The sequence below is a fragment of the Bacillus sp. SIMBA_031 genome, from assembly GCF_046535225.1.
Classification (GTDB): Bacteria; Bacillota; Bacilli; order Bacillales; family Bacillaceae; genus Bacillus; species Bacillus velezensis.
In genome coordinates this window covers 1-459 of sequence record NZ_JAWRXC010000039.1, presented here as the reverse complement: position 1 = coordinate 459, position 459 = coordinate 1, and the positions used below count along the sequence as shown (strand labels likewise).

The window sequence follows — 459 nt, the reverse complement described above, 5'->3', positions numbered from 1 at the left end:
CGTTCCCATGCCGAACACGGAAGTTAAGCTCTTCAGCGCCGATGGTAGTCGGGGGTTTCCCCCTGTGAGAGTAGGACATCGCCAGGCAGACTTCATTCCGCAGTAGCTCAGTGGTAGAGCTATCGGCTGTTAACCGATCGGTCGTAGGTTCGAATCCTACCTGCGGAGCCATTTATGGAGAGCTGTCCGAGTGGCCGAAGGAGCACGATTGGAAATCGTGTAGGCGGTAACCCCGTCTCAAGGGTTCGAATCCCTTGCTCTCCGCCACTAATTATCAATACATAACAAACGAAAAAAACCAGGGCCCGTTGGTCAAGCGGTTAAGACACCGCCCTTTCACGGCGGTAACACGGGTTCGAATCCCGTACGGGTCACTTATATGATGGAGGATTAGCTCAGCTGGGAGAGCATCTGCCTTACAAGCAGAGGGTCGGCGGTTCGAGCCCGTCATCCTCCACC

General features: G+C 54.9%; 4 tRNA genes and 1 rRNA gene. All 5 read left to right on the top strand.

From position 1 onward, the window contains the following. Positions 1-87 (top strand): 5S ribosomal RNA (gene rrf / locus SB724_RS19420); the annotation flags it as partial. 9 nt (positions 88-96) lie between these two features. After that, a tRNA-Asn gene (locus SB724_RS19415) sits at positions 97-171 on the top strand. Between the two features lie 5 nt (positions 172-176). Continuing rightward, a tRNA-Ser gene (locus SB724_RS19410) sits at positions 177-267 on the top strand. Positions 268-302: 35 nt separating this feature from the next. Then, positions 303-374, top strand: a tRNA-Glu gene (locus tag SB724_RS19405). Positions 375-384: 10 nt separating this feature from the next. After that, positions 385-457: transfer RNA gene (locus tag SB724_RS19400), tRNA-Val, on the top strand. Positions 458-459: the final 2 nt, after the last annotated feature.